18 protein-coding genes and 1 pseudogene are annotated in these 24,701 nt (G+C 32.9%); 8 read left to right on the top strand and 11 right to left on the bottom strand.

All coding sequences use genetic code 11. The annotated features are described in order from the left end of the window. Nucleotides 1-29 precede the first annotated feature (29 nt). The 3 genes from ACFX5E_RS14075 to ACFX5E_RS14065 all read left to right on the top strand — a co-directional run bounded on the left by ACFX5E_RS14075 (nucleotide 30) and on the right by ACFX5E_RS14065 (nucleotide 3,232). Nucleotides 30-1,343 carry a TolC family protein gene (locus ACFX5E_RS14075; RefSeq protein WP_379855795.1) on the top strand — a complete coding sequence of 438 codons (1,314 nt, stop codon included), beginning with the start codon at nucleotides 30-32 and terminating at the stop codon, nucleotides 1,341-1,343. Nucleotides 1,344-1,371: 28 nt separating this feature from the next. Further along, the gene (locus tag ACFX5E_RS14070; protein ID WP_379855794.1) at nucleotides 1,372-2,235 is read left to right on the top strand and encodes a bestrophin family protein; all 864 of its coding nucleotides are present in this window, start codon (nucleotides 1,372-1,374) and stop codon (nucleotides 2,233-2,235) included. Nucleotides 2,236-2,308: 73 nt separating this feature from the next. After that, the gene (locus ACFX5E_RS14065; protein ID WP_379855793.1) at nucleotides 2,309-3,232 is read left to right on the top strand and encodes an AraC family transcriptional regulator; all 924 of its coding nucleotides are present in this window, start codon (nucleotides 2,309-2,311) and stop codon (nucleotides 3,230-3,232) included. A 1-nt stretch (nucleotide 3,233) separates the two neighbouring features. Here ACFX5E_RS14065 and ACFX5E_RS14060 read toward each other — a convergent pair whose 3' ends face one another. Beyond that, complete coding sequence (locus ACFX5E_RS14060) at nucleotides 3,234-3,608, bottom strand: DUF779 domain-containing protein (protein WP_379855792.1); 375 nt, start codon at nucleotides 3,606-3,608, stop codon at nucleotides 3,234-3,236. 75 nt (nucleotides 3,609-3,683) lie between these two features. After that, complete coding sequence (locus ACFX5E_RS14055) at nucleotides 3,684-5,189, bottom strand: aldehyde dehydrogenase family protein (protein ID WP_379855791.1); 1,506 nt, start codon at nucleotides 5,187-5,189, stop codon at nucleotides 3,684-3,686. Between the two features lie 265 nt (nucleotides 5,190-5,454). Here ACFX5E_RS14055 and pheT point away from each other — a divergent pair, with 265 nt between their 5' ends. Continuing rightward, the gene (gene pheT, locus ACFX5E_RS14050; RefSeq protein WP_379855790.1) at nucleotides 5,455-7,875 is read left to right on the top strand and encodes a phenylalanine--tRNA ligase subunit beta; all 2,421 of its coding nucleotides are present in this window, start codon (nucleotides 5,455-5,457) and stop codon (nucleotides 7,873-7,875) included. Nucleotides 7,876-7,981: 106 nt separating this feature from the next. On the opposite strand, the gene ACFX5E_RS14045 is transcribed toward pheT, so the two are convergent. From ACFX5E_RS14045 to rpsA, 6 genes and pseudogenes are all read right to left on the bottom strand, one after another. Continuing rightward, complete coding sequence (locus ACFX5E_RS14045; RefSeq protein ID WP_379855789.1) at nucleotides 7,982-10,078, bottom strand: OmpA family protein; 2,097 nt, start codon at nucleotides 10,076-10,078, stop codon at nucleotides 7,982-7,984. A 93-nt stretch (nucleotides 10,079-10,171) separates the two neighbouring features. After that, entirely contained in the window at nucleotides 10,172-11,098 is a 927-nt protein-coding gene (locus ACFX5E_RS14040) for a PorP/SprF family type IX secretion system membrane protein (protein WP_379855788.1), read from the bottom strand. Nucleotides 11,099-11,133: 35 nt separating this feature from the next. Beyond that, nucleotides 11,134-13,770, bottom strand: a complete 2,637-nt coding sequence (locus ACFX5E_RS14035; protein WP_379855787.1) for a gliding motility-associated C-terminal domain-containing protein — start codon at nucleotides 13,768-13,770, stop codon at nucleotides 11,134-11,136. A gap of 279 nt (nucleotides 13,771-14,049) precedes the next feature. After that, nucleotides 14,050-14,175, bottom strand: a pseudogene (locus ACFX5E_RS14030) (fasciclin domain-containing protein); the annotation flags it as partial. Between the two features lie 219 nt (nucleotides 14,176-14,394). Continuing rightward, nucleotides 14,395-16,473, bottom strand: coding sequence for a DUF7619 domain-containing protein (locus ACFX5E_RS14025; RefSeq protein WP_379855786.1), 2,079 nt, complete (start codon nucleotides 16,471-16,473; stop codon nucleotides 14,395-14,397). Between the two features lie 180 nt (nucleotides 16,474-16,653). Next, complete coding sequence (gene rpsA, locus ACFX5E_RS14020) at nucleotides 16,654-18,435, bottom strand: 30S ribosomal protein S1 (RefSeq protein ID WP_379855785.1); 1,782 nt, start codon at nucleotides 18,433-18,435, stop codon at nucleotides 16,654-16,656. A 607-nt stretch (nucleotides 18,436-19,042) separates the two neighbouring features. Between rpsA and ACFX5E_RS14015 the strand changes: the two genes are divergently transcribed. The 4 genes from ACFX5E_RS14015 (at nucleotide 19,043) to ACFX5E_RS14000 (ending at nucleotide 21,258) form a co-directional block, all read left to right on the top strand. Continuing rightward, nucleotides 19,043-20,095: a serine hydrolase domain-containing protein gene (locus ACFX5E_RS14015; RefSeq protein ID WP_379855784.1), complete on the top strand. Its 1,053-nt coding sequence runs from the start codon at nucleotides 19,043-19,045 to the stop codon at nucleotides 20,093-20,095. A gap of 112 nt (nucleotides 20,096-20,207) precedes the next feature. Next, complete coding sequence (locus tag ACFX5E_RS14010) at nucleotides 20,208-20,396, top strand: hypothetical protein (RefSeq protein WP_379855783.1); 189 nt, start codon at nucleotides 20,208-20,210, stop codon at nucleotides 20,394-20,396. Nucleotides 20,397-20,690: 294 nt separating this feature from the next. Next, nucleotides 20,691-20,921 carry a hypothetical protein gene (locus ACFX5E_RS14005; protein ID WP_379855782.1) on the top strand — a complete coding sequence of 77 codons (231 nt, stop codon included), beginning with the start codon at nucleotides 20,691-20,693 and terminating at the stop codon, nucleotides 20,919-20,921. Next, nucleotides 20,911-21,258 carry a type II toxin-antitoxin system PemK/MazF family toxin gene (locus ACFX5E_RS14000; protein WP_379855781.1) on the top strand — a complete coding sequence of 116 codons (348 nt, stop codon included), beginning with the start codon at nucleotides 20,911-20,913 and terminating at the stop codon, nucleotides 21,256-21,258. Before ACFX5E_RS14005 ends, ACFX5E_RS14000 begins: the two co-directional genes overlap by 11 nt. Nucleotides 21,259-21,387: 129 nt before the next feature. On the opposite strand, the gene ACFX5E_RS13995 is transcribed toward ACFX5E_RS14000, so the two are convergent. The 3 genes from ACFX5E_RS13995 to porQ all read right to left on the bottom strand — a co-directional run bounded on the left by ACFX5E_RS13995 (nucleotide 21,388) and on the right by porQ (nucleotide 24,561). Continuing rightward, nucleotides 21,388-22,764 carry a nucleoside permease gene (locus ACFX5E_RS13995; RefSeq protein ID WP_379855780.1) on the bottom strand — a complete coding sequence of 459 codons (1,377 nt, stop codon included), beginning with the start codon at nucleotides 22,762-22,764 and terminating at the stop codon, nucleotides 21,388-21,390. A 74-nt stretch (nucleotides 22,765-22,838) separates the two neighbouring features. Continuing rightward, nucleotides 22,839-23,534 (bottom strand): (d)CMP kinase, encoded by a 696-nt coding sequence (gene cmk, locus ACFX5E_RS13990; protein ID WP_379855779.1) that lies wholly within the window; start codon nucleotides 23,532-23,534, stop codon nucleotides 22,839-22,841. 7 nt (nucleotides 23,535-23,541) lie between these two features. Then, nucleotides 23,542-24,561, bottom strand: a complete 1,020-nt coding sequence (porQ, locus tag ACFX5E_RS13985; RefSeq protein WP_379855778.1) for a type IX secretion system protein PorQ — start codon at nucleotides 24,559-24,561, stop codon at nucleotides 23,542-23,544. Nucleotides 24,562-24,701: the final 140 nt, after the last annotated feature.

The following is a 24,701-nucleotide window of genomic DNA, read 5'->3' as shown; positions in this document are numbered from 1 at the left end:
TCTTCAATCCGAGTCAAAAAAATATAATTATGATACATACTAAAATACTTTTTCAAAGTTTTATAATACTGTTGATCTCCGCGGCAAGAGCAAATGCACAGGAAGTGCTGACCTTAGAAAGCGCAGTAAAAATAGCTTTGGAAAACAATTACGAAATAAAAATTGCCACCAACAATTTAACTATTCAAAAAACAAATGTAGCAATTGGAAACGCTGGAATGTTACCAACTGTTACTGCTAATGTAGTTGATAATAACAGTATTCAAAATAGTTCACAAACGCGTCAGGACGGAACAGAAACTGAATTAGACAATGCCAAAAACAATAGTTTGATGTATGGCGTTGGACTGGATTGGACCATTTTTGATGGTATGCGCATGTTTGTCCGAATGGATCAGTTGAAAGAGTTGCAAAAACTGGGTGAAGCACAATTAAAATTAACCGTAATCACAAGAATCAGTGACGTGAATGCTGCGTATTACGATTTGGTACAACAGCAACAACAATTAGCGGCCTTGGATACAACAATCGTAATTTCGAATCAGCGACTGAATTTGGCACAAAATAGATTTACCATTGGAAAAGCATCTAAATTAGAAGTTTTGAATGCCCAAGTAGATTTGAATACGGATCAAGTGGCGTTGTTAAGACAAAAAGAATTGTACGCTAACAGTAAGATTTTATTAAACCAACTTTTAGCTAGAGATGTTGCTACTGATTTCAAGGTTCTAGATCAACTTAAGGTGAACACCTTGCTATTATTGCCCGAATTAAGAGCATTAGCAGAGAAACAAAATCCTCAATTAGAAGCTCAAATAATCAATAAACGAGTAGCGGAACTTGAGTTGAAACAAGTAAAAGCGGGTCGCTATCCAACTGTTCGAGTAAATACTGCCTATAACTTTTCAGAAAGCCAGTCGAGTTTAGGATTTGTAAGTCAATCGCAATCAAGAGGTTTTAATTATGGATTCAGTGCTTCCTTAAATATTTTTGATGGTTTTGCACAAAAAAGAAGTGAGAAAATAGCAAAAATTCAAATTGAAAATTCCAAATTATCTATTGACCAGCAAACTTTAGCACTGAATTCTCAATTAGCGGCATCGTATCAAACCTACTTGACCAACATAGAATTAATTGCACTCGAGAATATAAATGAGGGGATAGCCAAGCAAAATTTAAATATAACGCTTGACAAGTTCCGAATTGGGACTATTACAACACTCGAATTTAGGACTGCGCAACTGAATTATGTAAATTCAAAAGTGCGTTACAGCAATGCTCAATTTCAAGGCAAATTATCTGAAATTGCACTTAGAGAATTGGCCGGAAATCTTGTTTTTTAATTTACTTTTGTTAAAAATAGTATCTTAAATGATTTCATACAATACAAAAGACTGGTTTACTTTCATTTTTCGTTTTCACAAAGCAGATACTTTTCGGACTTTGTTTCCAATTATGCTTGCCATTGGTGCTTATGCTGGAATTATCGGTTATTTAGAAGTTGAATATTGGCAGCTTGCTGATGACAGTTATGTAAAAAACATCACTATCATGCATGGAATGTTGGGTTTTGTGATTTCGTTATTATTAGTTTTCAGAACCAATACTGCCTATGACCGTTGGTGGGAAGGAAGAAAAATATGGGGAAGTTTAGTCAATAATAGCCGTAATTTAGCCATCAAACTTTCCGTAATCTTAACAGATGAGAAAGATCGAGCTTATTTTAGGAAAATAATTCCTAGTTATGCTTCTATTTTAAACAAACATTTAAAAGATGAGGAAACTGGAAAGCAATTATTTGATGATGTCGATTTAGAAATTGATCATCATAAACACAGACCCAATCAGGTTGCGAAAATATTATTTCAAAAAATCAATGATTTATATGTCTCCAAAAAAATTACTGGAGACCAATTGATTATTCTAAATGCCGAAGTATTATCCTTTACCGAAATTTGTGGTGCTTGCGAAAGAATCAAAAACACCCCTATTCCCTACTCCTATAGCGCTTTTCTTAAAAAATTCATCTTCTTTTATGTAATGACTTTACCGTTTGGCTATTCTTTTAGTTTGGGTTATTATGTGGCTCCTGTTGTGGTTTTTATTTTTTATGTTTTGGCCAGTTTAGAGTTAATTGCCGAGGAAATTGAAGATCCTTTTGGGAATGATGAAAATGATTTACCAACCCAAAAAATTGCCGAAAACATAAAAAAACATATAGAAGAATTAATTTAAAATTTGTTAAAATTTGTTTCGATTCTAATTATTTTCATTAAATTTAGACTTTGCCTTCTTTAAGTTTTAAACTATGAATAATAACCGTGCTTTTATAAATCCACCGCATTTATCGAACGAGAAATCGTTAAAAACATTAGTAGAAAACAGAACTGTCTATTCTCTAAATCATTGTGAACTGAATCTTTTTGAAACCTATGAATCTTCGGCATTGGTTCCGTTAAAATTCAATGATTTGGTGGTGACAAGCATGTTAAGGGGTAAAAAAGTGATGCATCTTTTTGACGATCCAAGCTTTGAGTATTTACCCGGTGAGACAGTTGTCATTCCTTCGAATGTAGAAATGAAAATCGATTTTCCAGAGGCCACAAAAAGCAATCCAACGCAGTGTTTAGCTTTGGCGATAGACCAGACTAAAATTACCGATACCTTGCATTTCTTAAACGAACGCTATCCAAAAGAAGGGAATTCCCAATTTTGGCAACTAAATTACCAAAATTATTTTTTTTATAACAACGTAGAACTGGCCGCAACAATCAACAAATTAATAAAAGAATGCATGAGCACTTCGATTACCAAGGATGCCTTGGCCGATTTGACTTTACAGGAATTATTGATTCGGATTATTCAGACACAAACTGCAAAAGCAGTTGATGACGGTTTATTTACGGATCCAAAAAATCCCATCACGCAAGTCGTAGAATTTATTCGTTTGAATTTGAAGGAGAACATCAGCATGAAACATTTGAGCGAAAAAGCATGCATGAGCACCACTTCTTTCTACAGACTTTTCAAGAGAGAATTAGGAATGAGTCCGATCGAATTTGTAATCAGCGAAAAGATAAGATGCGCTAAGCAATTATTGAAAAATCCCACCATACAAATCAATGAAGTATGCTATTTATCTGGATTTGAAGATAGCAATTACTTTATTCGTTTGTTTAAAAAATACGAAGGGATTACTCCAAAACAATATCAATTATTGCATGTAAATTAGACTATTCAATATATTTTAAAGGCTCAAGTGATTGCTCCTCTTCTGGAGTAAAAATTCGGTATTCAATTCGGAATGTTTTTTTCAATGGTGTTTCTAGCGAAAACCCTCCTACTCCAAAGGCATCAATTACATCCAAAGTAAAATGAGCATGTTTCCAATATTCGAATAAATCCTTATCCACCCAAAACTCCGTATTTTCGATTGTTCCAATACAAACGTCACCCATTCTTTGATAGAATCCGCCTTTTTCAAAACATTGTGGCTGCGTGCCTTCACAACAACCTCCGGCTTGATAAAACATCAAATCACCATGTTTTTCCTGTAAAATTTTGATTAATTCTACTGCTTTTTCTGTGGCATCGAGTCTTTTTGTCATTTTTTTAAATTTAAAATATAACCTGACAAATTATACAATCTGTCAGGTTTAAGATTAACCAATAATCTTTAACTACTAAAAGAAACCTAATTTCTTTTTGTCATAAGAAATCAACATATTTTTTGTCTGACGGTAATGTCCAAGCATCATTTTATGATTTTCACGGCCAATTCCTGACTGTTTGTAACCCCCAAACGGAGCACCAGCAGGATACGAATGGTATTGATTAATCCAAACACGGCCTGATTGAATGGCTCTTGGAACCTGATAAATTTCATGCGCATCGCGTGTCCAAACTCCAGCTCCTAAACCGTACATCGAATCATTTGCAATTGCAATTGCTTCTTCCGTTGTTTTGAAAGTGGTAACCGCTAAAACAGGCCCGAAGATTTCTTCCTGAAAAATACGCATTTTATTATTCCCTTTGAAAAGAGTTGGTTTAATATAATAACCATCTGCAAGATCTCCATCCATATGGTTTTCTTCACCGCCAGTTAATAATTCCGCGCCTTCTTCTTTTCCTAATTTAATATAGCTTAGAATTTTTTCTTTTTGAACCAATGAAGTCTGTGCTCCCATCATAGTCGTTCTGTCCAATGGATTACCCATTTTAATTGCTGCGGTTCTTTCGATTACTCGGGCAATGAATTTTTCATAAATGTCTTCATGAACTAATAATCTGGACGGGCACGTGCAAATTTCTCCTTGATTTAAAGCAAACATTACGGCACCTTCAATCGCTTTGTCAAAGAAATCATCATCAGCATCTCCAACGGATTTCATGAAAATATTTGGAGATTTTCCACCCAATTCCAATGTAACAGGAATAATATTTTCAGTAGCATATTGCATCACTAAACGGCCCGTTGGTGTAGAACCTGTAAACGCGGCTTTCGACACTTTTTTGTTTGTTACCAAAGCTCTTCCAAGCTCAGCTCCAAAACCATTTACAATATTTATAACTCCGGGAGGAAGAATATCCCCAATCAATTCCATCAATACCAAAATCGAAATTGGTGTACTTTCTGCCGGTTTCAAAACGACCGTATTTCCTGCAGCCAATGCCGGTGCTAATTTCCATACCGCCATTAAAATCGGAAAATTCCAAGGGATAATTTGGGCAATTACACCCAAAGGTTCGCTTAAAGCAATAGAAACGGTTTGAGAATCAAGTTCAGCAATAGAACTTTCCTCTGCACGAATTACACCTGCAAAATATCTAAAATGATCAATTGCTAATGGAATATCAGCCGCTAAGGTCTCGCGAATCGCTTTTCCGTTATCTACGGTTTCCACGGTAGCTATGTATTCTAGATTGTCCTCAATAACCTGAGCAATTTTATTCAATAAATTACTGCGTTCCGTAACGGATGTTTTTCCCCATGTCTGAAAAGCTTCATGCGCTTTGTCAACAGCCAGATCTATATCAACTTTAGTTGAATGTGCAGCTCTTGTAAATACTTTTCCATCAATTGGAGAAACAACATCAAAATACTGTCCACCGATTGGTGCAACAAACTTTCCTCCTATATAATTATCATATTTTGCCTTAAATTCAGGTCTTTTTACTACGTTATCCATATTGTTATCTATTTATATTTTATCAAATATACCGTCCTCTTTAGCATTAGAATAGCACAATTCGTTCAACTAGTAGCATTAAATTTTCATATGTGTTTTTTTAACGTAATTTTATTATTTTATTCGTAGCTATTTACGTTTAAAATAATTAAATCTCTATTTCTAATACTACCAAAATGTGACAAATCAGTTATAAAAAACCAAAAAAATTGTTTCTTTCTCCAACCTGCAATCCTTATATTTGCACTCTTACTAAAATTGACAGATGAAAATATCTTACAACTGGTTAAAACAATTCATTAAAATAGACTGGAAATCCGAAGAAACAGCGGCACTACTAACAGATTTAGGTTTGGAAGTAGAAATTGTTGATAAATACCAATCGGTGAAAGGCGGATTAGAAGGTATTGTTGTAGGACATGTACTTACCTGCATACAGCATCCAGACGCTGATAGACTAAAAATAACCACAGTTGATTTAGGCGATGGAGTTCCTGTTCAAATTGTATGTGGCGCCAATAATGTTGCTGCGGGACAAAAAGTACCAGTTGCTACTATCGGGACAACATTATATGATAAAGAAGGAATTGCATTTTCGATTAAAAAAGGAAAAATACGCGGACAGGAAAGTCACGGTATGATTTGCGCCGAAGATGAATTAGGTCTTGGCGAAAGCCATGATGGTATTATGATATTGGACGACGCTTTAGTGGCTGGAACTCCCGCTGCAACAGTTTTCAAAATTGAAAATGACGAAGTATTCGAAATTGGATTAACACCTAATCGTGCGGACGCAATGAGTCATTTAGGTACAGCCCGTGATTTAAGAGCAGGAATGTTACAAAGTGGCGTGAATGTAGAATTGATTACGCCATCAGTAAGTAATTTTAGAGTTGACAAAAGAACTTTAAAAATTGATGTTGATGTAAAAGAACCTAAACTAGCACCGAGATATTGTGGTGTGACTATTTCAGGAATAACTGTTAAACCTTCACCAGAGTGGTTACAAAACCGTTTAAAAGCGATTGGATTAAACCCTAAAAATAATGTTATTGATGTAACTAATTATGTTTTACATGAATTAGGTCAGCCTTTACATGCTTTTGATGCTTCAAAAATTAACGGAAAAGTAATCGTTCAAACTCTTCCTGCAGGAACAAAATTTACAACTCTTGATGATGTAGAAAGAACGTTGCATGAAGAAGATTTGATGATATGTGATGAGAAAGGACCTTTATGCATTGCAGGGGTTTTTGGTGGAAAAAAATCAGGAGTTTCTGAAAATACAAATTCTGTTTTCTTAGAAAGTGCTTACTTTAATCCTGTAAGTATCCGTAAAACTGCAAAAAGACATCAGCTCAATACCGATGCTTCTTTTAGATTTGAAAGAGGTATTGACCCAACTATTACTGAATATGCATTAAAACGTGCGGCGTTATTAATACAAGAAGTAGCTGGTGGCGAAATAACATCAGATGTAGTTAATTTTTATCCAAAGAAAATTGAAGACTTCTCTGTATTTTTAAATTTCAGCAAAGTGGATAAAATCATTGGTCAGGAATTACCAAAAGACAACATTAAGAAAATACTAGTTTCATTAGATATAAAGGTAAACAGCGTTTCTGATGCCGGATTAGGATTAACAATTCCTGCTTACCGTGTTGATGTACAACGAGAAATAGATGTTATTGAAGAAATACTTAGAGTATATGGGTATAACAATATCAATTTTTCCAAAAAACTAAATGCTACGGTTTCTAATTCTCCAAGAAACGAAGATTATAAAATACAAAATACGATTGCCTCTCAACTAAATTCTCAAGGATTTAATGAAATGATGGCTAATTCATTGACTACAGCATCTTATGTTGAACTTTCTGAAGTATTAAATTCAGCGCATAATGTGACAATGCTTAATCCCTTGAGCAATGATTTGGCAACAATGCGTCAATCGTTATTATTCTCCGGATTAGAAGCAATATCTTACAATATTAATCGCAAAAATGCCGATTTAAAATTATTTGAATTTGGAAAAACGTACCATAACCTCCTATCAGGTTATGAAGAACGTAAACATCTGACTTTGTTGCTTTCTGGAAACAGAAATCAGGAAAGCTGGACCAGTGCTCAAAAACCTTCTGATTTCTTTTTGTTCAAAGGTTATGCAAATGCTATACTTTCAAGATTAGGTATTCAAAAAACACAAAATCTACCGGTAACTTCGGATGTGTTTTCTGAAGGAATTGCTATTGGCTTTGGCCAAGAAATAATAGTGGAATTGGGTGTTGTGAAAAAATCAATTTTGAAAAATTTCGGAATAAAACAAGAAGTATTTTTTGCCGATTTTAACTGGGCTTTGATTTTAAAATTAATTTCTACTAAAATAAAATATACTGAGATTGCTAAATATCCGGAAGTTCGCAGAGATTTAGCTTTACTGATTGATCAAAATGTGACTTATGACAGTATTTACTCGATTGCAAGACAAACGGAAAAAACACTATTAAAAGATATTAATTTGTTTGATGTATATGAAGGGCAAAATCTTCCTGAAGGGAAAAAATCATATGCTTTGAGCTTTACCATTCAAGATAATTCAAAGACATTGACCGACGCTCAAATTGATAAAATCATGAGCAAATTGCAAAATAATTTTGAAACGGAGCTTGGAGCAAGCCTCAGATAAAAAAAGCTTTTATAAAATGTAAAACGCTCAATTCTAATTCAGAATTGGGCGTTTCTATTTGCAACAACGATGACAAACAAAATTTGGATTCTAATATTTATCTGAGCTATAAATTTTTAATTACAAATTCACTTCGTCTGTTCAATTCATGTTCTTCTTCTGAACATGATTCACTTGGTTCACATTTTATGATTTGGACGGTTTCTCCATATCCTTTAGCAATAATTCTTTTTTCAACTATTCCTTGATCTATGAAATACGCTTTTGTTGATTCCGCTCTATTTGTAGAAAGGTTCCTATTGTAATTATCATTTCCTCTATTATCAGTGTGAGAACCAATTTCGACAACCATATCTGGATATTTTTTCATTATTTCAATAACGCGATTTAGAATTGGTTTTGATTCTTTACGGATGTACCATAAATCATAATCAAAATAAATAGGATCCGTTTTGATGATTAAACGGTCTTTATCTTTTACCACATCTTTTTCCGAAGCGATAATATTATCTATTTTTTCTTTTTTCTTAATTTGAGCAATTTCAATTTCTTTTTGAGCAGCAATTTGCTTGTCCGTTTTATCTTTTTCAAGTAAGGCTATTTCCTCATTTTTCTTTTTCTGAATTGCTATTTCCTCTTCTTTTTTAATCATCGAAGCAGACTTTAAAGACATGGAAGCGTCACTGATTTTACTTCTTTCTTTGTTCAGTTTGAATGATCTTGAATCCTTTGTATAATCCTCTTTGGAGGCCAAAACAGAATAACCCGTTTCACAAGCAACGGCAAAACTGAATTTTCCATCTTGAGTAGTTACAACTTTTTGTATTTCAACTTTATCCAAATTCTGTAAACTTACTAAAGCATTTTCTAAAGGCAGTTTTGTATCTACATCTGTAATTATTCCGGCAATTAATTGCGCACAATCCTCTATTACTAAAGGTTTCGTTTCTTTTAACTCGTAAATATCATCATTCCCTTTTCCGCCCGGTCTGTTGGACGAAAAATAACCTTCTTTTGATTCTGAATCAATAGTAAATGAAAAATCATCGAAGCCTGAATTCGCCGGAAGTCCAATATTTAATGGTTTCGAAAAACTATTGTTCTCTATTTCAGATACAAAAATATCCAAAGAACCATATCCTGTAAGACCATTAGATGAAAAGTACAGCTTATCGTCTTTTGATATAAAAGGGAATTGTTCTTTTTTTGGAGTATTTATTTTATTTCCCAAATTTTTAGGAGTTCCATAATCGACACTGTTTATTGAAACACTAAAAATATCAAACGAGCCCATAGTGCCGGGCATATCTGAGGCAAAATACATTGTTTTTTCGTCATTGCTCAAGGCAGGATGCTCCGTAGAATAATCATCACTATTGAAAGGTAGCGAGACAACAGAAGTCCATCTATTATTAATTAGTTCTGCTTTAAAAATCTGTAAGTTGGAGATTTTATTGCTGTTTTTTGCTCTTTTCCCTTTTTTAAAATTATTTCTGGTAAAATAAACCGTTTTGCCATCTTTTGTAAAAACAGCATTTGCCTCGTGCATAGATGTATTTAATTCATCCGAGAAAAAATCTACAATTGAATCGCCGGAATTTCTGTTTTCTATACGAATTGTCAATAAATCAAGATACCGCTCATTGTTCCACTTGTATGTTTTATCAAATAAGCCAGCTTTCTTTTCGATACCTGAAAAAACTAGGTTTTGCCCTTGTTTCACGGCTCCAAATTCAGAATTAACTGTGTTTATCGCTAAATTTTTTATTTCAAATCTATTTCCAATGGCGGTTACATTTTCTAGAACCTTATTCTCTTTTTCAAAATCGTTTAAGGATTCTTTGTTATTTGTACTAATGAGATAATTTCGGATAACAGTATTTGATTCTTCGTAATCTCCAGTAGCTTTAAGCGTTTGTGAATACCGGAAGTAATATTGCTCTTCAAAAGTTGTGTTAAATCTCGTCATAAGAAAACGATATTGTCTTTGCGCATTTGCGTAATCATTTGTAAAATAATAACAATCCGCTAAGTTTTTTACGACCTCAATAGAATGATTTCCTTGAATAATGTTTTCATACAATGGAATGGCTTCGCTATAAAAAGTTTTTTCAAAAAAGCGATTGGCTCTTTGCAAATCCTGTGTTTGTGCATTTGTAAATTGTATCGAAAATACGATTATAATGAAGTATATTCTTTTCATATGTAGCTAATATTTGTTTTTTAAAGGAATATGGTATCGCCATTCTAAAATATCATTTGTAATTTGAATCATGGCGATTTCATCTTTACTTTTTTAGAAGAATCTTGGTGATTTATCATACCCTTTGCCTAATAAATCTAAATTAAATAGGAGAAAAATTTCATGAGTACCAGAATTGAATTGGCCTAGATTAGAAATCGTATAATCGTAACCATACCCTACTCTGACACTTGGAGTTACTTTTATGTTAACCAAAGTGCTAATTGCATCTCCCACTCTATACGCTGCACCAAGCTCAAATTTGTCGTTATACAACACATTAGCAGAAATATCTAAAGCTATTGGTGTTCCTTGCACAAATTTTGACATAAAAGCAGGTTTCAATTTGAATGAATCAGACAAGGTGAATACATACCCCCCAGTAAAAAAAACATGAACATTTTCAGATCCATAATCACTAATTCCAGAACGTTCTTCAATATGTTTTGAATTGAGTAGATTAGGCGCAGATAGTCCAACATAATAGACGTCATTATAATAATAAGCCCCAATTCCAATATTTGGTTTTAAAATATTCACGTTTTCAAATGCAAAATCAGCTGATGTACTTTCAAATTTAAAACCATTAAAATTTGTTTGTATAGCTGTTGCGCCAGCCTTTAATCCCAATGAAAGTCGATGCGAATCATTTAGCTGAAGTACATAAGCAAAATCTACATAGAAGTTATTTTCTTTTTTTGCCCCATCACCAATATCATCAGAAATTAAAGAAAAACCCATTTCTATTTTTTTATTTACAGGCATGTGAGCAAAAACATTTAATGTCTTTGGAGCTCCAACAGCTCCAACCCATTGCGTTCTATATAATGTACCAATATCTAACATGGATTGCATACCCGTTGCATAAGCTGGGTTTATCACATTCATATTATACATGTATTGTGTGTATTGTGAATCTTGTTGGGCAGCGACATTTATTATAAAAAATAAAAAACTTACAAATAGTATTGTTTTTTTCATTTGAAATTTAGTTTAAAGTAATGAGTGGCATTTATTTATCTATTTAAATAAAGTCGTCCTTGTTTGGGAGATATGTTCCCTTTATTAAAATTGATAATATAAAAATAAATGCCATTAGGAGCCATCCCATCTAAATTCATATTTGAATCAGAATTTTTCCCATCCCATTCTGCTTTATTTTTATTGCCTGTAAACATCAAAGTACCGTATCTGTTGTAGATTTCTAACGAATAATCTGGATATATAAACTCGATATCAGGAATTCTGAAAGTATCATTTACAGCATCACCGTTTGGCGAAAATCCGTCAGGAATAAAAAAACCGGGAGTTTCATCGCAATTCGAAAGAGACACGGTTACCACCAAAGCACTAGAATAACAATTGGTGGCACTAGAATAGTCGAAGCCATAATAGGAAAAACCATCCTTAAGCAAATCTGTTAATACTATTTGATTTCCATTTGTGGGCGCATCAAACCAGGTTATGGTTCCGTTTGTGGTGACATTATCAGTCAAATTTTGCAAGGTGGGATTGTCCAAACCACAGAAATTTTGTCCGTCTTGGTTTAATGTTGGAGCTTGCACTTCGCTTATCACAACCACAGCTGATACCCTGCCAGATTCACAGCCAGTTACTGCATTAACCTCTTTAACGTAATAATTTCCGGAAACCAAAAGTGTGTTACTGGGCAGTATAGTGATATTTGTGACTGAACTGAACCATTGGTATTTGGTTCCGTTTGGAGTTAAATCAGCAATTGTTTTTTTATCGTTTTTACAAAATAGCTCATCCTTAGTTGCTGGAGTATTAGGAATTGAATTAATCATAAAACTTTTGGTCCCATTACTTATTGATGATCCGCAACCACCTACATTATCAATAATATCAGTAATAACCAGAGAAGTAATTCCAGCATTGATAAGAGAACTGGATGGAACTATAAAACTTGCATTTCCTGCACTAACTGGTATTATTAACGATTGGTTTGTTGCATTATTTACTCCAGTTAGATTATAATTTATGGTAATATTAGCTAAAATCCCTAATCCACTTAGTGAAACAACAACAGCTTGATTTTGACACACCTCTTTTATATCTAATTTAAGATTTGAAAAATCCGGCAAAGGTTTAACTCCAAATTCTTTGGTTATATTTGCAACATTTGTACAACCTGTAAAGAGATTCGTGATGTTTGTAATCGAAATTTTGATGTTGCCAACAACTGGAATCAAACTTGCCGGAATAACAAAAGTTCCGGTTCCTATTGCAACTTTAAAAAAAGCCTGTTGCGCAATAGCTATGTTACTGTCTGACAGATTATAGAATATACTGTAATTCCCTTCTGTTAAATTTGTGTCTCCCGAAATTTTAACTATAGCATCAAAACCTTTACAAACTGGGTCAATCGTCAACGTTGCTTTATCGATTTTAGGTAAAGGAAAAACATTTAAAACATCAGAAATAGAACTTATTATACTTTTGCAGGCACCTAAACTACCAACTCTGGCAATATCGATTACAGTAACAGTGTAATTACCGACTTGCGGAAAATTGAGTCGATTTATACCAAAGGTCAAAACTCCATTATTGAAATTAGAAATAATGGTTATTGGTTCCACAATTTCTGAAATAGTATAAGTAACGAAATAACTTCCATTCGGGATTTTTTGAATTCCTTGATTTAAAACAGCGTTATAGGTTGCTTTAGTAATTTCATTTTCACAAATATCAGAATTTACGACTAGTTTAGCACCCGTTAAATCAAGTTGCTTTTCGATGATAATAGTTACGGCCGATGTTTTAATATCGCAAATGGGATTGGAAGGTAAAACGGAATAAATGAAGTTATATGCACCAGCACCAAAAGTATCATAGATATGCCGAACATCAATTGTAGAATCAAAAGAGCTTGACAATTCTGAGGTACCAGAGACCTCCATCCATTTACCATTTGCATCTTCTCCAATCAATATATCATTTAAGTTTAAATTGGTATTAAAGGTTAAAAAGTCAGAATCGCACAACAATACAACATTTCCAATTCCTGGATCCGGAGCTCTAAATACAGTTACATTAACAGTTGAAGATTGTGCCGGACACGTTCCTATTGCCCGCATAGTGTAGGTAAAAGAATGAGTTCCCAGTCCAGCCTTAGTTGCATTTAGAAAATTATCCGTTAATGCCCCTGTTCCATCATTATCAGACCAAGTTCCGTTGGACTGTGGGCTAAGGAAATTTCCATTAAAACCCTGAAATAAATTAAACTTAAGGTCATCACTACAAGCCGAAACATTAGGACTTGATATTCCTGAATAGCCTCCTATTGTCACTGTTATGGTAGCAGAATCATTACAGCCTGTACCATTGTCAACACTGTAAGTATAAGTGTAAACACCACTTTTATTGATTATTTGAGCATTTAAAATTCCCGTTGAAAGGTTCAACCCTCCAGAAAAAAAATTATCTGTCCAAATACCGCCTGTAGTATAAGAGCCTAAAAGACTAAATAGGTCAATCGATTTACTGCTGGGATCAGGAATATTGCAAACGGTTACACTGTTATCACTTCCTGCACATTGAGCATTAGTATTTATTGCAGAAAAAAATAACAAAAGGAGAATGATATAATGTAACAAGTTGGCCTTTGAAGGGAAGAGTATTTTTAAAATCATAAAAATTTCTTAATTTTTAACCAAATTTAAACTATTTCCTGGCTAAATGTTATAAATATAAAATAAACCAATGAATTCTCTTTGCCTTAAGGTAAAATTGTAAAATAATTAAGAAAAAAAGACACTTGAAACCAACTATGAACTTTTGATTTGTGGGCATTTTCATAATTATGTTTTTTATGCAGCATTATTTCCAGACGAGATAACATTATACAAATAAAAAGCCCTGCAAAATGCAGAGCTTTTTCAATATACAATTCTCAACCTTAATCAAATAATTTATTGTTTTGGCAATACTACTGCTTCAATGACATGAATCACTCCATTTGACTGCTTTACATCTGCAATTGTAACTTTAGCAGATTTACCATTTTCGTCAATAATATATATATCTTTCATCCAAGACAATACAAAAACCTTGACCGATGTTCAAATTGACAAAATTATGGGCAAGTTGCAAAAGAATTTCGAAACTGAATTGGGTGCTAGTTTGAGGTAATTATTCAACCACAAAAGGCATTTAAGGTCACTTAAGTTGGACTGCTTTTAGAATAATATAAAAATGTAAAACTCCCAATCTTTAATCGGGATTGGGAGTCTTTCTTTGAATTGTATTTACATAATTTATTCCTTCATAAACCTCGTATTCGAAGTCCCTTTATCGGAATTGATTTTGATGAAATAATTCCCGGTTGTCAAACTCGAAACATCAATTTTAGAGACTTTCTCCGCATTAGGCATAACCAAAACCAATTGCCCTAAAGTATTGTAAATACTGATGGATTGTACCTCAATAGTTTCTTTCGAACTAATATTCAAAACAGTTTTGGCAGGATTTGGATACAAAGAAAAATAGCTCGAAAACTCAAAATCCTGAACCCCTAAGGTTTTAAAAGTTGTTGTTGCTTTATTTGTTACAATTGGAAAATTATAATCAAAAAATATATTTGCTTCGTTGGTAAAAGAATCTCCGATAACAAGTGTTGGTTTTGTTTTTATTTTAAATGCAATATAACCATCATTATTGGCATCATCAAAAGGAAGATTAATGTTTTCAAAGATAAATTCAACTTTATTTCCTTCAGAAATTTTAGTGATATATGAATGACTAGAACTTGCTGGAATTAAAGTCGAAATATCAAATTTGGATAAATCGATCATATCTTTTACTACAATATTTTCGGCTGGAAAAGTCCCAGTATTTTCAAAACGAACCATGTAATGCACATATTGACCAATCAAAGATGGAGAAATAGTGGTTCCTTCTAAACAGGTTTTATCATTTGGATCGAATGAGTTTACCACTGTCTGATTAAAATCAAAAGAATTATCCATTGGTGTATCGTCTGTTGCTGCACTTGTTATTGTTGTTTTGTAAACTAAAACAAAACCACTATTCACAGCCGGAGTTTCTGTTGGGGAATTTACATTTAAAGTTAACGTGATTTCTCGAGTTTCAAATGGCAATAAATTGGTAAAATTCCAAGACAAATTATTTGCGGTTTGAGATGAAGCTATTGGATTAGTAACAACTAAATCTAAAACAGCATCATTAAAAGTTAGATTAACGGAACCTGATTGGGTTGTGTTTCCTTTGTTTTTATATATGACTTTATACTTAGCGTCAAATCCGGGTCTTGCAGGTTGTAAAGGCAATAAAGTAACTTCTAAATCAGGATGAGAGCCATTAGCTGTAATGCAAAAATCTTGATTAAATGGACTGGCTTGTGTTGGGAAACTAACATTAAGAGTTGTTGGAGAAATATTAAAATATACTTCGTTTTCTATAACCGGAGTTACAGTATAGTTTCCAGCAATTAGCGAATAAGAATAGTTTCCTGATTCTTTCGAAATAAAAAAACCACTATTAATTCCGTTTGTAATAATAAATTTTAAATTAGGATAATTGATATCATTTACCTCACATCCGTTATTATTACTATCTATTCTCTTACTCCCCTGAATTGTATAGTGTTTTGCACCTGGCTCAAATGAACAATAAGAATTAATATGACAGTTGGTGTATCTATATTGATTAACTAAATTCTGGACTCGACTAACTTCAACATCGTCCACACAGATATATTGCAAATTTGGATTATTGTCGAATTTAAGAAAATTGTTGTCCAAACCGTCTTTTATAAACAAAGTAATTAATTTATTATAAGAACAATATATCGTAGAATTATTAACATTATGCATTTCTAAATTTGTCAATTGATTATAACTACAATCAAAATTTGCAATTATTGTACAATTACTTACATCTAAATTCGTCAAAAGATTATTACTGCAATTCAATGCGTTTAAATTTACGGAGCCTAGATTCAAACTTTTCAATTTATTATTACTACACCATAAATGAACCATTTTTGTATTATTACTAATATCTAAACTTGTCAATGAATTACTATAACAATATAAGGTGTTCAAATTAATAAAACTTTGTATACCTTCTAACGATGCAATATTCGAGTCATAAACTCTTAATTGACTAACTTGTTCTGCTTCAATTTTTTGTATTTCCCCATCATAATTACTATCAATTTTGAATTTGCTGCCGCTTAGATTAAATGCGGTAACACCATAAGGACTCGAATTAATCAAAAGCGCTTTAAAATTCGCATCTGGAATAGTAACAATCTGCGCACTCAAACCATTAAAAAAACACAAAGCCAATACTAAAAAGTAGATTTTTTTCATATTTACGATTATTAGAGTTGTAAATATAATCCAATAAAATCATTTAATATTTTTTTTCTTACAAAAAATTTATGTGCTAGTACAATATTAAAAAAAAAAATAAATAACTCAACAACAAACTCTTAAACAAAAAAAGCCCCGCAAATTGCGGGGCTTTCTATATTCAAAAAGTTTAAGAAATTATTTTTTCTCTGACTTTTCCATTTTAGCTTTCAATGCTGCTAATACATCATTGTTATCACCTAAAGTTGCAGCTGGTGCATTTGAAGATGTTGAAGCTGATGAAGTATTTTCAGTAGCTGTTTTCACATTTTTCTCTTCTTCTTCACGGAAGATAGCAGTGTGAGAGGCAACTACTCTTTTGAATTCTTTGTTGAATTCGATTACTTTGAAATCAGCTGATTCTCCTTTTTTCAATTTCTTTCCGTCTTCTTTTTCAAGGTGACGTGTAGGAATGAAAGCAACGATATCATCTCCGAATTCTACAGTAGCTCCTTTGTCAACAATTTCAGAAATTTCACCTGTGTGGATAGTTCCAACTGCGAAAGAATCTTCATATTGATCCCAAGGATTAGCAGTAGTTTGTTTGTGACCTAAAGATAATTTACGTCCTTCAACATCTAATTCTAATACTACTACATCAAGTTTTTCACCAACATTTACAAATTCAGATGGGTGTTTGATTTTCTTAGTCCAAGATAAGTCAGAGATGTAAATTAATCCATCAATTCCTTCTTCTAATTCTACGAAAATTCCAAAGTTTGTAAAGTTTCTAACGATACCTGAATGTTTAGAACCCACAGGATATTTAGAAGTGATATCAGTCCAAGGATCTTGAGACAATTGTTTGATACCTAATGACATTTTACGGTCATCTCTGTCTAAAGTTAAGATAACTGCTTCAACAACATCTCCTACTTTTACGAAATCTTGAGCAGAACGTAAATGAGTAGACCAAGACATTTCAGAAACGTGGATTAAACCTTCAACACCTTCAGCAACTTCGATGAAAGCACCGTAATCAGCGATTACAACTACTTTACCTTTTACTTTGTCTCCAATTGCTAATTTAGCATCTAGAGCATCCCAAGGGTGAGCGTTTAATTGTTTCAATCCTAATTGTATTCTTGTTTTTTCGTCATCGAAATCAAGGATTACAACATTTAATTTTTGATCTAATTCAAGAACTTCACTTGGGTGGTTAATACGACTCCAAGAAAGGTCAGTAATGTGAATTAATCCATCAACTCCACCTAAGTCAATAAAGACACCATAAGAAGTAATGTTTTTAACAACACCTTCTAATACTTGTCCTTTTTGTAATTGACCTATGATTTCTTTTTTCTGGATTTCGATATCCGCTTCAATAAGCGCTTTATGAGAAACAACAACATTTTTGAATTCGTGGTTAATTTTTACCACTTTGAATTCCATCATTTTGTTTACATATACATCGTAGTCTCTAATTGGTTTAACATCAATTTGAGATCCTGGTAAGAAAGCTTCAATTCCGAAAACATCAACGATCATACCACCTTTAGTTCTGCATTTTACAAAACCATTAACGATTTCTCCTGTTTCGTTAGCCGAAATAACTCTATCCCATGACTTGATAGTACGTGCTTTTCTGTGAGATAACACTAATTGACCAGTTTTGTCCTCACGGATGTCAATTAATACTTCAACAGTATCACCTACTTTTAATGCTGGGTTGTAACGGAATTCGTTCAATGAAATAACACCTTCCGATTTTGCGTTGATATCAACGATAACGTCTCTATCTGTAATTCTAACAACTGTACCATCAACCACTTCTTCTTGATCAGTAGCGATAAATGTTTTTGAAACTAGTTCTTCGAATTCTAATAAGTTTTTCTCATCAACAGCATCAATACCTTCTTCGAAATTGTGCCAGTTAAAATTTGCTAAAAACTCTTCTTGTGATTTTACTTGTTCAGACATGCTGATTAAAAATTTGTATTCTGCATTCTCTCGAGTTTCTTAATGTGCTAGAAAACAACAGAAGTTGTTTGTATAATTAGTTGAACCCTAAAGGAAACTCTTATTCACCAAAAGGACTGCAAAAGTAACACTTTTATATGAAATTGCAAAATATTTATGTTGCGATAATCGATTGATATTTAGGAGCAGAACTTTTTGGGTTTTTAGGAACTCTACTCCCGCTTTCCGCTATATCTTTTATATAGCTTCCAGCCTTCAGGAGGCTGCAAGCTATATAAAAGGATGTCGCTTCACTCGGGGCTAATCACAACGATTAGAGGTTTCAACACCTTTGTAAAAGTTTGTCCGGAAGCGTTGGGATTGGCAAAGGTCATTTATTTCAAATTATATATTATTAGGAAGCCCAAAAGCTAATAATTAGTAAAAAACATATAAAACCTTTTAAAATTTTGTAAGAAAAAAAATCTATATTTGATTTTTAATAAAGTATGATGATTTATATGCATATCTCCCCAATAAAGGATGTATTATGATGATACGGTCATCGCTATAAACTAGTTAGGCGACAGTTAACCCAAAAACCGTAAAGAAAACAAGAAATCAAATTATGCAATATAATAAACAATTATTCCTAAATTTCATAGTTCTATTACTTCTGACAAATAATGTATTTGCTCAAACTAAACAAATTAACCAAATTGACTCTTTAATGAAGTGGTCAAATCAAATTGGAATTTTTAATGGAAATGTACTTGTTTCAAAAAATAATAAAATTATATACAACGCTTCATTTGGATTTACTGATGCAACTAAAACGAAAAAATTAACGACTGAGTACAGATTTAATATTGGATCAATTACAAAAGAATTTAGTGCGGTTGCTTTAATGCAATTACAAGAACAAGGTAAACTAAAACTGAGCGATAAGGTTTCAAAATTTATTCCCGAATTAAAAAAATGGGCAAATGAAGTTGCGATTGAAGATTTATTACAGTACAAAAGTGGAATACCTAATGTAAATTGGAAAAGTATTAAAAATGACAAAGACCTTTTTGATGGTTTAATGCTCATTGACACGCTTGATTTTAAACCAGGTACAAATTACGATTATAACAATAATAATATTTTTTTAAGACAGTTTATTGTAGAACGATTAACTAAAATGCCTTTTAAAACTTATGCGGAAAAATTCATATTCAAGCCTTGTGAAATGGATTTGGCTGAATTGACTCCGTTAGTCGGCGAAGAAAATATAGCTAAAGGATTTAATAATAATTTAGTCCCTGACAAAACAGATTTACCAATAACAGGAGGAACTTACCTCACAACTATTGATTTATTAAAATGGTCAAATTGTCTTCATAGCAATAAAGTAATTAATAAAAAGTCCCTTTATGAAATAGGTCAACAATTTGATTTGGAAGAAACTCAATCAGCTTTGGGACAAGCAAAATATAAAAGCGAAAACTTGATTGAGCATTTACATCATGGAAGAGCTGGAAATTATGAAGCAATTTTAGTTTCAGATATTAATGAAAAGTTCACAATAATTTTGTTAGACAATAACTATAACGGAAAAGTTTTTGAAATTTCAGATGCGATTATGGCCATATTGAAAAACCAAAAATATAACCTTCCGAACAAAATAATTGAAAAATAACCCAATCGCTCTGATATAAAATAAGTATCAATTCGTTAGCGCGGTTTTGCAAACCGAGCCCACAAACACAAACAAACCCATTACTTGACTACAAAATCAAATAATAATAAATATGGAAAATAAAAAAGGAATAAACTGGTTTTTTGCATGTATCGCATTTACTTTAGGTTTGACATTATTCAAACACATTGACTTTGCAACTTTCACGTTGAAAGACCCTGCTATCGATATTCTTTATTTAATTGTATTTGTACTATCTATTTACTTTATGCTTAAAGGTAAAAACCAGCCTGAAAAATAGTCCCCGGGGCTACCAGCTCTGCGAACTCTCCCGACTTCGTACCCACTACTATATGCCGCTACAACTTTAGCAACTTATTTAATGATTTGTGTTTCTTGCCTATTGAAATAGCTACTAAGTCGGGTTTCGATAGCGATCGGAATCACCGAACAACCCGACTTTACAACAACTTTTCATTTTTTCAAATAGCACTTCGCACAGGCTGACGTTGTGCAACTTACTGAAAAAATTTGAACGTAAAAACAATAATGATGCACAAAAAAGATATACCTTTGTGATATACAATTAAAACATATGAAAACAATATCACTAAAAATAGATGATTCAATATTCGGAGAAACTGAAAAAATTCTTTCAAAGATCTGTATTCCAAGAAATAGATATATCAATGAAGCAATTGAATATTACAACAAGGTTCAAAAAAGACAAATTTTAGAGAAAAGACTCAAAGCCGAATCTGAATTGGTCAAAAAAGATTCTATGACTGTTTTAAAGGACTTTGAAAAAATTGACTATGCAAATTAATCAGTATGAAATTTGGATAGCTGACCTTAATCCACAAATAGGAACCGAAGCCAGAAAAACGAGACCGGTTTTAGTCGTTCAGACTAATTTATTGAATAAAATTCCGCATCCATCAACAATCGTTTGTCCCGTAACTACAAATATTCAAAATGATTCGGACATTTTAAGAGTTCATTTAAAAAAAGGAATGGCAAATCTACTTGAGGATTGTGACATTATGATTGATCAAATTCGCGCAATTGACAATAAAAGATTAATTAAAAAAGTTGGAATGGTACCCGCTGATTTGATAGAAAAAATAAAGGAAAATATTGCCATAATTGTTGATTTGGATTGATCCAAAATCTCGCAACAGCAGTTTAATGAAATTCCCCGTTTCGAAGTACCTACTTTACAACAAATTTAACCACAAAAAAACCTCCTTTAAATCGAATTCAAAGGAGGTTTTGTTTTATAGAAAAGTTTTTTAATGACTTATATTTTCAACATCAATAGGATTATGTTTGTGCTTGAATAAAACAGCAAATGCAACCGCAATTATCAACGCATAAATAGCAAAAGCCAGCCAAATCGTATGCCAGTCCTTCATAAAAATGACTTTACTAAACAATCCATCTGCTCCTATAATATTTCCCTGACCCGTTACAAACTCCAACATTTTTGGATTCGTTGTTTCTGTTTGAAGGAAACCAGCCAGATCAGTTGTATTATTAAAAGATTTTGTGAAATATTTATCAATAGCCCATCCAGAAGTAAAACTTCCTAGAACTGCTCCAAAACCATTGGTCATCATCATAAACAACCCTTGTGCTGAGGAACGATTTTTAGGGTCTGTATTCGTTTCCACAAATAAGGAACCTGAGATATTAAAGAAATCAAAAGCCATTCCGTATACTACACAAGACATAATAATCATCCATAAACCACTTGTTGGGTTTCCATAAGCAAATAATCCAAAACGCAATACCCAAGCAAACATGCTTATCAACATCACTTGTTTGATACCAAAACGTCTTAGAAAAAAAGGAATTGCAAGAATAAATAAAGTCTCTGATATTTGAGAAATTGACATTATAATAGTCGAATATTCCACAACAAAAGAATCTGCATATTTTGGAAAATGTTTAAATTCATCCAAGAATACATCTCCGTAGGCATTTGTCAGCTGCAAAGCGCCTCCTAAAAACATAGAAAAAATAAAGAACAAAGCCATTTTATAATCTGCAAATAACTTAAAGGACTCTAATCCCAATGTTTCCATAATAGAAGCATTCTCTTTAGACAAACGTTGCGGTTTACACTTTGGTAAAGTAAAAGAATAAATCCCTAAAAGTACTGCTGCTAAACCTGCTATATAAAATTGATATTCTGTTGCTTTATTTCCAGTTAAATTAGTAATCCACATGGCTACAATAAAACCTACTGTTCCCCAAACCCGAATAGGCGGGAAATTTTTAATAACGTCTTTATTGTTTAATTTTAATGCGGTAAACGATATCGAATTACTCAAAGCAATCGTTGGCATATAAAAACACATTGCCAAAAGCATGATATAAATAAAGGTTTCCGGAGTGGAAACTTGTGGAATATAGAATAGAACCGCAGCATATAATATATGAAGTATCCCGTATAATTTTTCAGCATTTACCCATCTGTCGGCAATAATTCCCGTTAGTGTTGGCATAAATAAAGAAGCGATTCCCATCGTACCAAAAACTAATCCAAACTGAGTTCCTTCCCAGTTTTTTGTTCCAAACCAGTAATTTGCAATGGTAATCAACCAAGCTCCCCAAACAAAAAACTGAAGAAAACTCATTATTACCAATCTATTTTTAATTCCCATAAGATGAGTTGTATTTTATTTTTAAAAAATTAACAAGGCGTAAATCTAGTATTAAAAAAGAGATTTCCAAAAAATTATAACGTTTTAGTAGTATCATTTACTAATTCTAAAACAACTTGAAATTGTTCTTCCCGATTCAGATAAGAATTATCAATTTCTATAGCATCATCAGCGTTTACCAATGGCGAGTCAACTCTATGAGTATCAATATAATCACGCTCTTCCACATTTTTCAGAACAGCTTCATACGTCACATCATCCCCTTTTTGCTGCAATTCGTCAAAACGTCTTTGTGCTCTGGTAGTTGCACTTGCTGTCATAAATATTTTCAGTTCTGCATCCGGAAAAACAACAGTCCCAATATCTCTGCCGTCCATAACGATTCCTTTATCCTTACCCATTTCCTTTTGTTGCTCCACTAATTTGGCTCGAACTTCAGAAACTTCAGCGACCTTGCTCACAAAATTAGAAACTTCGATTGTTCGAATTTCCGTTTCGACATTGACATCATTCAAATACATTTCGGCAAAACCCAAATCAGCGTTAAATTTGAATTGCAATTTTATATTTGGTAAACTATTTATTAATGTTTGTTTATCAAAAGAATCCACATTTATGTATCCGTTTTGCATCGCAAAAAAGGTTACTGCACGATACATCCCTCCGGTATCTACATAAACATATCCTAAATGTTTGGCGAGTTGTTTTGCTAAAGTGCTTTTTCCTGTCGACGAGAAGCCGTCTATTGCGATAGTAATTTTTTTATCCAAAATGATATTATTGTAAGTTAATAGTTAATCCAAACAAACTCGTATTTCCTGCTAATGTATATCTCGAATACGAATAATTAAATTTTAATTTGTTCAATTTTAGCCCGAAACCAACTGAAATTCCGGAGAAATTCCGTTGTTCTTCTAGTCGTAATTCTTCTGCTCTTCGAAAATTATATCCCAATCGCAGATTAAATGCTTTTTTAGGAAAAAGTTCAACTCCCACAACTACATGACGCAAAGCATTATTTATTGCTGAAACTTTTTCCTCACTTGAACTTCCATCGATTGCCGATTGCGCTCTTACTGGATTTGAAAAAGCAAGATTCCATTGTTGCAAATTTTCTAAAGTAAGATGCCAGCGAATAGGGACATTATCTAATTCCTGAGAAACACCAGCTATAATTTCTAAAGGTAATTTTTCGGATGTACCCGAATAAGTAGTGAATTGTGTTCCTATATTTCGGATTACTAAACCCCAATTCACATCGTTTCTTTCGTCTATAAAAAGAGCACCTAGATCAATTGCTCCACCAAGAGAACTATAACTTTCTAAAGTCGAAGATATTAATTTTGCGTTAGCGCCTAAATGAACAGTAGTATTCGGGATGTTATATGCATACCCAAGGGAAAGGGCAATTTCACTTCCGGTAAATTCTGATGTAGGCTGACCATTTTCGTCATAACCTTCAAAATTGCCATAATTCACGTAATTGACACCAGCCTGAAAAGTTTGTAAATGCCGATCGTAAGTATAAGCGTAAGAAGCGGTTCCATAAGTGACTTCTTTGTAATAGCTTCCATAATTCAAAGCCAAATGATTATCCATCTCTACATTCAATGTTGCCGGATTAAAATTAACCTGATTCACATCATCGTCATATATTGTAATCGTTTTTCCTCCCAGCGCCGCTTGTCGAGGTGAGGTAACTAAATTTAAAAACTGATAAATATGCTTCCCTCCTATTTGACTGTGAGACACAGACCAAACTAGAAATAAAGAGAATAATAAAAGTTTTTTGAGCATGCTTGAATAGCTATTTTGGTATAGTAAAACGCAAATGCGAAGATAAAATTATAATATAAATATAATCCTATTTACACACCTAAGTTTTGGACTAAAACAGAATTAAAATAAAAATTCCAAGTTCAAAACTTAAAGTTAAG

This window comes from Flavobacterium xylosi (genome assembly GCF_042787345.1).
GTDB classification, from domain to species: domain Bacteria; phylum Bacteroidota; class Bacteroidia; order Flavobacteriales; family Flavobacteriaceae; genus Flavobacterium; species Flavobacterium xylosi.
This window is presented reverse-complemented; position numbering and strand designations above follow the sequence as displayed.

Coding starts and splice junctions, on each gene's coding strand:
- ACFX5E_RS14005 (WP_379855782.1), top strand. CDS start 20,691: ATGAAAACAATATCACTAAAAATAGATGATTCAATATTCGGAGAAACT.
- ACFX5E_RS14045 (WP_379855789.1), bottom strand. CDS start 10,078: ATGAAAAGAATATACTTCATTATAATCGTATTTTCGATACAATTTACA.
- ACFX5E_RS14075 (WP_379855795.1), top strand. CDS start 30: ATGATACATACTAAAATACTTTTTCAAAGTTTTATAATACTGTTGATC.
- ACFX5E_RS14025 (WP_379855786.1), bottom strand. CDS start 16,473: ATGAAAAAAATCTACTTTTTAGTATTGGCTTTGTGTTTTTTTAATGGT.
- ACFX5E_RS14055 (WP_379855791.1), bottom strand. CDS start 5,189: ATGGATAACGTAGTAAAAAGACCTGAATTTAAGGCAAAATATGATAAT.
- ACFX5E_RS14000 (WP_379855781.1), top strand. CDS start 20,911: ATGCAAATTAATCAGTATGAAATTTGGATAGCTGACCTTAATCCACAA.
- ACFX5E_RS13995 (WP_379855780.1), bottom strand. CDS start 22,764: ATGGGAATTAAAAATAGATTGGTAATAATGAGTTTTCTTCAGTTTTTT.
- pheT (WP_379855790.1), top strand. CDS start 5,455: ATGAAAATATCTTACAACTGGTTAAAACAATTCATTAAAATAGACTGG.
- rpsA (WP_379855785.1), bottom strand. CDS start 18,435: ATGTCTGAACAAGTAAAATCACAAGAAGAGTTTTTAGCAAATTTTAAC.
- ACFX5E_RS14040 (WP_379855788.1), bottom strand. CDS start 11,098: ATGAAAAAAACAATACTATTTGTAAGTTTTTTATTTTTTATAATAAAT.
- ACFX5E_RS14060 (WP_379855792.1), bottom strand. CDS start 3,608: ATGACAAAAAGACTCGATGCCACAGAAAAAGCAGTAGAATTAATCAAA.
- porQ (WP_379855778.1), bottom strand. CDS start 24,561: ATGCTCAAAAAACTTTTATTATTCTCTTTATTTCTAGTTTGGTCTGTG.
- ACFX5E_RS14070 (WP_379855794.1), top strand. CDS start 1,372: ATGATTTCATACAATACAAAAGACTGGTTTACTTTCATTTTTCGTTTT.
- ACFX5E_RS14010 (WP_379855783.1), top strand. CDS start 20,208: ATGGAAAATAAAAAAGGAATAAACTGGTTTTTTGCATGTATCGCATTT.
- ACFX5E_RS14065 (WP_379855793.1), top strand. CDS start 2,309: ATGAATAATAACCGTGCTTTTATAAATCCACCGCATTTATCGAACGAG.
- ACFX5E_RS14035 (WP_379855787.1), bottom strand. CDS start 13,770: ATGATTTTAAAAATACTCTTCCCTTCAAAGGCCAACTTGTTACATTAT.
- ACFX5E_RS14015 (WP_379855784.1), top strand. CDS start 19,043: ATGCAATATAATAAACAATTATTCCTAAATTTCATAGTTCTATTACTT.